This is a genomic window from Algoriphagus limi (genome assembly GCF_024919275.1).
GTDB classification, from domain to species: domain Bacteria; phylum Bacteroidota; class Bacteroidia; order Cytophagales; family Cyclobacteriaceae; genus Algoriphagus; species Algoriphagus limi.
Genome location: NZ_JANWGH010000005.1, coordinates 1 through 5,385, shown reverse-complemented (window position 1 = coordinate 5,385; position 5,385 = coordinate 1). Strand labels below are relative to the sequence as shown.

3 protein-coding genes are annotated in these 5,385 nt (G+C 55.6%); all 3 read right to left on the bottom strand.

Going from position 1 to position 5,385, the window contains the following annotated elements; translation table 11 throughout:
• Window positions 1-53: 53 nt before the first annotated feature.
• Window positions 54-2,474: an OmpA family protein gene (locus NY014_RS16325; protein ID WP_259415608.1), complete on the bottom strand. Its 2,421-nt coding sequence runs from the start codon at window positions 2,472-2,474 to the stop codon at window positions 54-56.
• A 2-nt stretch (window positions 2,475-2,476) separates the two neighbouring features.
• Window positions 2,477-3,451: a PorP/SprF family type IX secretion system membrane protein gene (locus NY014_RS16320; protein WP_259415607.1), complete on the bottom strand. Its 975-nt coding sequence runs from the start codon at window positions 3,449-3,451 to the stop codon at window positions 2,477-2,479.
• Window positions 3,452-3,462: 11 nt separating this feature from the next.
• A partial coding sequence (locus tag NY014_RS16315; RefSeq protein WP_259415606.1) for a DUF7507 domain-containing protein occupies window positions 3,463-5,385 on the bottom strand: 1,923 nt, incomplete at its 5' end.

The window sequence follows — 5,385 nt, the reverse complement described above, 5'->3', positions numbered from 1 at the left end:
ATAAAAAAGGGACCTGTTGTAGGTCCCTTTTGTGTTTCTTGTGTTGACACCTCTTACATGGTGTCCACTTTCTTTCTTCTTCCGGTGTAGGTGAAGGCTGACTTACCCACTCTTAACTCGGTCCGTCGGTTCAGCTGGTGCATCGCCTCGGTACAGGTTTCGGTACTGCAGTCGTGCACCGGACGGGTCTCCCCGAACCACTGGTGCTCCATCCGGTTCTCCTCGATGCCACGCTTCATCAGGTATTCCATCACCGCGTCGGCTCTGCGCTCGGACAGGCTCTGGTTGTATTCCTCGCTGCCCCGCTGGTCGGTGTGCCCCTCGATATAAAGCATCAGGTTCGGCATCCGCTTCAGCATGATCGCCGTACGCTCCAGTTCCTTCTTGTGCACGCTTCTCAGCATGGACTTGTCAAAGTCGAAGTAGATCGTTGGGATCTGGCTGATCTCGTCCTGCAGCATCTCAAACAGGTCCTCCGGATTACAGAAGTCCTTGCCTGCCAGCTCAGCTGGAATGTCATACTGCACGGTCGGATCCGGGAAGGCTTCCAATACCAGCTCCGAACGTCTGTTCAGCTGGTGGTCCGCCTCCGAACACGGTACCCCGTTGCCGCAGTCGTTGACCAGCTGCGATTCGCCGAACCACTCCAAGCGGATGCGGTCGGCCGCAATGTTGTACTGTGCCATGTATTCGGTCACCGCCTTCGCACGGTCGTTGGAAAGCCGGATGTTGTATTCATCCGATGCCCTGGAGTCCGTATGGGACGCCACCAACAGATCCAGGAAGCTGTATTTCTTCATGATCTCGGCAATCTTGTCCAATGCGGGCTTCGCATCCTCGCGGATCGCAAACTTGTCCAGGTCGTAGTACACAATGTCCACATACACCGGCAACTGGTACGGAATCGGCATCAGCTTGTACTCACGCTTCACCGTATCCCCCTCAAAGCCCTTGGTCGTGATCGAGTTGTCGGTCACCGAGAAGTAGCCCGGCTTGCTGATGGTCAGCGAGAAGTCACTCTCCGGCTCCAGTTCGGCCGTCAGCTTACCCTGGTTCATCTGGGTCGGTACGTTGCCGTTCTGCGTGTTGTCGCGCAAGGTCGCCATGTAGCTGTCTGTCATCACCACGCCCTCGCAGTCGATCACCCGTGCCAAAAACTGCTTGTACATCTCCTCGATCAGGTACAGGTCGTCCAGACCCATGCCCCCCTGCCGGTTGGATGCCAAATACACGTCCCCGTTCTCCAGTACCCGGTAGCCGAAGTCATCGGCCAGGGTGTTGATCGGCATCCCCATGTTCTGCACATTGGATACCGCTCCGTTGCTATAGCTGGCCTCGTACACATCCATGCCCCCTACCCGCGGATGGCCCGTGGAAGAGAAGTAAAACTTGTCGTCTTTTCTGAACGGATGGGTCTCGTTGCCGTCGGTGTTCACTCCGCCTCCTAAATTCACAGGCTCGGAAAACACCATGTTTTCGTCATATTCGGAATAGTAAATGTCGTAACCTCCCATGCCTCCCGGCATGTCCGAAGCAAAGTACAGACGCTTGGCTTCTTCGTCGATGAACGGGTTCATCACCGAATACTTCAGCGAGTCGTTGTATGGGAAGGCCATGAAGCCTTCCAGCTCCCCGCTCTCGTTCACTTTGCTGTAGTAGATCTCCGGCTGAACCATGATCTGACGGGTCTTCTTCACTTTCTTGATATCCCGGGTCACCGAGTAGAACAGCAGTCCCGCCTCCTTCGCGTAGGAAGGATCCGAGAAGTTGTAGGTCCCCGGTACGTTTGAGATCACCCGTGTGATCTCCCCGTCAGGGCTCTGCCTGTACACGCTGAAGTATCCCCGGTCGGTGTAGTCGTTCTTCTCTTCGCTGAAAAACTCGTTCTTGTAGTCGATCCGGATACCCGGCATCTTTGAAGGGAACACCCCGCCCCGGTCGGATACAAAGTACTTGTTGCCCAGCGCGTCCTCGGCCAGCACAAAGTCTGAGCCCTCGCTGTTCAGGTCCTCCTGGTTGGTCAGCTTCACTTTCTTCTTCGAAGACATGCTCACCATGTTCTCCAGCGAACTCTCCAGGGAGTCCAGGCTCGCCTGCATCGGCGGTCTCCTGCCCATCATCAGTTCCTGGGCCTTGCCCTCTGCCTCGTCCAGTTTGCCCACACGCTGCGCTGCGGCCAGGTAACTCATGAAGTCCGCTTCCGTCGATTCCTCGTAGGAAACCGCGTTCCCCCACCACTCGTAGGCTTTGTCGTAGTTGCGAACCCGCTCATAGGCCTGGGCCGTCTTCAAGGCCGTCTCGTAGTTCGGCTTCTTCGCATAGGCTGCCTCGTAGGTGTCTAGCGCAAGCTGGAAGTTCATCAGCTCCATCTGCTTGTCCGCATAGCGAACCCTCGATTTCTGGGCCATGGTCGTTGCCGATAGGCCAAAAAGTAAGCCGGCCGCAATGCTCAGTATTGTCAGTGTCTTTTTCATAATCAGAACCATCTTTGGTTTTTCATAACTGCCCTTCTCGGGATCATATAAAAGCCTACAGAAAGCTCATGTGAGTTGGTCCTGTAGTCCTGCAGTACATTCAGGTTGTGGTCATAGGCATAGCCTATCCGTATCCTGTCCGTGGCAAACAGCTCCAGTATCGCCGCAAAGGAATTCCGGTTCGAAAGATTCTCCGGCAAATTGTCGTTCCAGATCTTCATGTTCGAACGGTACGAGCCCCCAACCCAGATCCGCTCCCCGAACAGGAACATCGCGTTCAGGTCGTAGTTGGTCGGTGCGCCCTTCACCTCCTTGATCAGGAAGCTCGGCTTGAACTTCACCGTACTGCCCAGATCAAACAGCGCTCCGGCTGTCAGGTAGTAGTGGAAGTCATGGTAGGCAAGTGCCACATCCTCTTTCTCCAGCGACTTCTTACCGATCATGTTGTACGCACTGATACCCGCATAGAAACGCTTGGTGTGGAAGAAGATACCCGAATTCAGGTTCGGCGTGAACATGTTCACCCGTCCGTCAGGAATCTCCGAATCCGGCCAGTCGTTCGGGTCCAGAAGCGACCCGTCTATCGCATACTCCGATACGCCCGCACTCACACCCAGTCCCAGGTAACTGTTCGTTCCCGTCTGGATCCGGTAGGCGTAGGTCAGCATCCCCATGTTGGTCCTCGCAGGCCCGATGTTGTCTGACAAGATCGATACCCCGAAGCCCATCGTCCCCTCGTTCGCACTCAGGTCAGCGGTCACCGTGAAGGTCTCCGGACTACCCGGGAACCGGATCCACTGGGTCCGGTACGTGGACTGAATGTAGGGCTCTCCCTTGTAGCCGGCATAGGCCGGGTTCACGTGCAGCCCGTTGAAGATATACTGGCTGAACTGCGGAAGCTGCTGCCCAAAAGTCCCCCCGGTGGCCAACAGGGCCACCAGTAGGGTCATACCAAAGATTTTAAAAGTATTTTTCATAACGCTCGTGATTAATCTTCCTTAATAACCTGAATCCATCCCTGGAACACGTGCTCCCTGCCGCTTGTATCGGTCGCCACCAGTACGTAGAAGTACGTACCCGCAGCCTGGCCAGGCGCATCCCAGTCGTTTCGGTAATTCTCCTCTTCGAGAACATGGTCCCCGTATCTGTTAAAGATAGTGATTGAGTTCGATACAAACTTGCCAAGGCCCTGAATCTCGAAGGTGTCGTTCGCACCGTCGTTGTTCGGCGTGATCACGTTCGGGATGTGGAACGGATTGATCACCGTCACATCGCTGGCCTGGTTGTCGTTCTCGTCCGTGTCGTCCTCATCGGCCCCAACAACCACCGTGTTGGTCACCGTACCCGCTGCACCGGCCTTCACCTTAACCCTAAACGTGATGCTCGCATCTGCAGGGAAGAACGGTATCGTCCACACGATTCGGCTTCCGTCCACGGTCGTGCTCACCTCAACGTTCGCACTGTTGCTCACAATGCTGTTGCTGATATAAGTCACCCCGTTCGGCAGATTGTCCGTGATCACCACATTGCGGGCCGCAAAGCCGCCGATGTTGCTCAGCACAATCTCGTATTCAAACTCGTCTCCCTCGAACACCTCGTCCAGCAAGGCCTCCTTGGTCACGCTCAAGTTCACGTTGTCGTTCTGCAACCTGAACACTACCAGCGCATCGTCGCTGTTGTCAGGGAATACAGTCTCCCGGAGCACGTAGCGCAAAGTGTACTCACCCGCCTCGTTCACCGCAGGAATCAGGCTCAGCTCACCGCTGTCGTCGATCAACAGACCGATCACGCCGTCCAACTCGGTGAACTCGAAGTCCACATCGTCCGGATCAGGCCGTACCCCGTCTAGCAGGTCGTTGTCCAGAATGTTGCCCAGTCTACCGCCGTAGCTCACAAAGTAGGTTCCGAAGTCATCGTCGTTGGCGATGATCTCTCTCGGACTCACACCGATCGTGATGCTGTCCTCGTCTCCGATCTGCTCGTCATCAGGTGTAGTTGCCGTAACAACCGCCACGTTGGTGATGCCGTTCTCCAGATCGCCCGCAGCAACCGTATACGTAGTCTCTACAGACTTGGTCTCTCCAGGACTCAGCGTACCCAAAGCCACATCCAGACCGGTCAACGGATCGGTAACCGTCACATCGGTCAGCGTCACGTTTCCGGTGTTGGTCACCGTCAAGGTATATACAACCTCTTCGCCGATGCCCTGGATATCTTCTCTATCGGCAGTCTTCACAATCTCAATGGATGCGTTCTGCTCGGCTATCACGGACTCGGAATCCTCGTCCTCAACCTCGGTGTCATCCGGAGTAGTCGCTTTCACAGTCGCCACGTTGATGATCTCTCCTTTATCCAAATCCTCTTGGGTCACCACATACTCAGTGGTCAACACCACGGATTCTCCCGGAGCAAGGGTCTCGATTACCTCGGTGTAGCCGGTAAGCGGATCGCTCACCGTCACATCCGTCTTGGTCACGTTACCCGTATTAGTCACAGTCAAGGTGTAAGTCACCACCTCCCCGACTTCGGATACACTCTCCTTGTCCGCTGTCTTCACCATCTCAATGGACGGAAGCGGCGTGATAGGCGTGGTCACCTCGTCGGTATCGGTCGGATCGTCGTCACCCGCACTCGGACTCTCGCCCGTAGCCGTAGCCTCGTTGGTCACGCTGCCGGTATCCACGTCGTCCTGATCCACCGGATAGGTCGTGTCTACCGTCTTGCTCTCGCCCGGCTTTAACGTACCCACGTTCACCACCAAGCCGGTCTGAGAATCCACAATCGTCACGTTCTCCAAAGTCACGTTACCCGTGTTGGTCACCGTGATCGTATACGTGATCTCCTCGCCCTCCTCGGTGATGTCAGCCTCGTTGTCCGTAATCTCTATCTCTATGTCAGCACTCTGCTCGGC

What these genes read in the sequence shown, in the direction of transcription:
- NY014_RS16325 (WP_259415608.1), bottom strand. Translation starts at nt 2,474, where the DNA reads ATGAAAAAGACACTGACAATACTGAGCATTGCGGCCGGCTTACTTTTT.
- NY014_RS16320 (WP_259415607.1), bottom strand. Translation starts at nt 3,451, where the DNA reads ATGAAAAATACTTTTAAAATCTTTGGTATGACCCTACTGGTGGCCCTG.